Genomic DNA, 245 nt, shown 5'->3' with positions numbered 1-245 from the left:
ATCAATTAAATGTTAAGTTTTTATCAATTCAGACGAGATAATGCAATGAAAAAAGGAACTTTTAGAGTTTGTGAAAAAATACTAATCTTTTTTATGGAGGAATGATTTAAATAGAATGGATTACTAAAGCTGTAGATTGGATGTTAAATAGTAAATCGTTCATAGCCATTGTATTTTTTATTATAGGAGCTATTTTCAGACCTTTATTCAGTGAAATAGTTAAAGATTTTTATACCATTATAAAA

This window comes from Bacillus sp. JJ1532, assembly GCF_036965085.1.
Taxonomy (GTDB): Bacteria; Bacillota; Bacilli; order Bacillales; family Cytobacillaceae; genus Cytobacillus.
The sequence above is the reverse complement of the archived record's forward strand: the minus strand, read 5'-3'. Positions refer to the sequence as shown.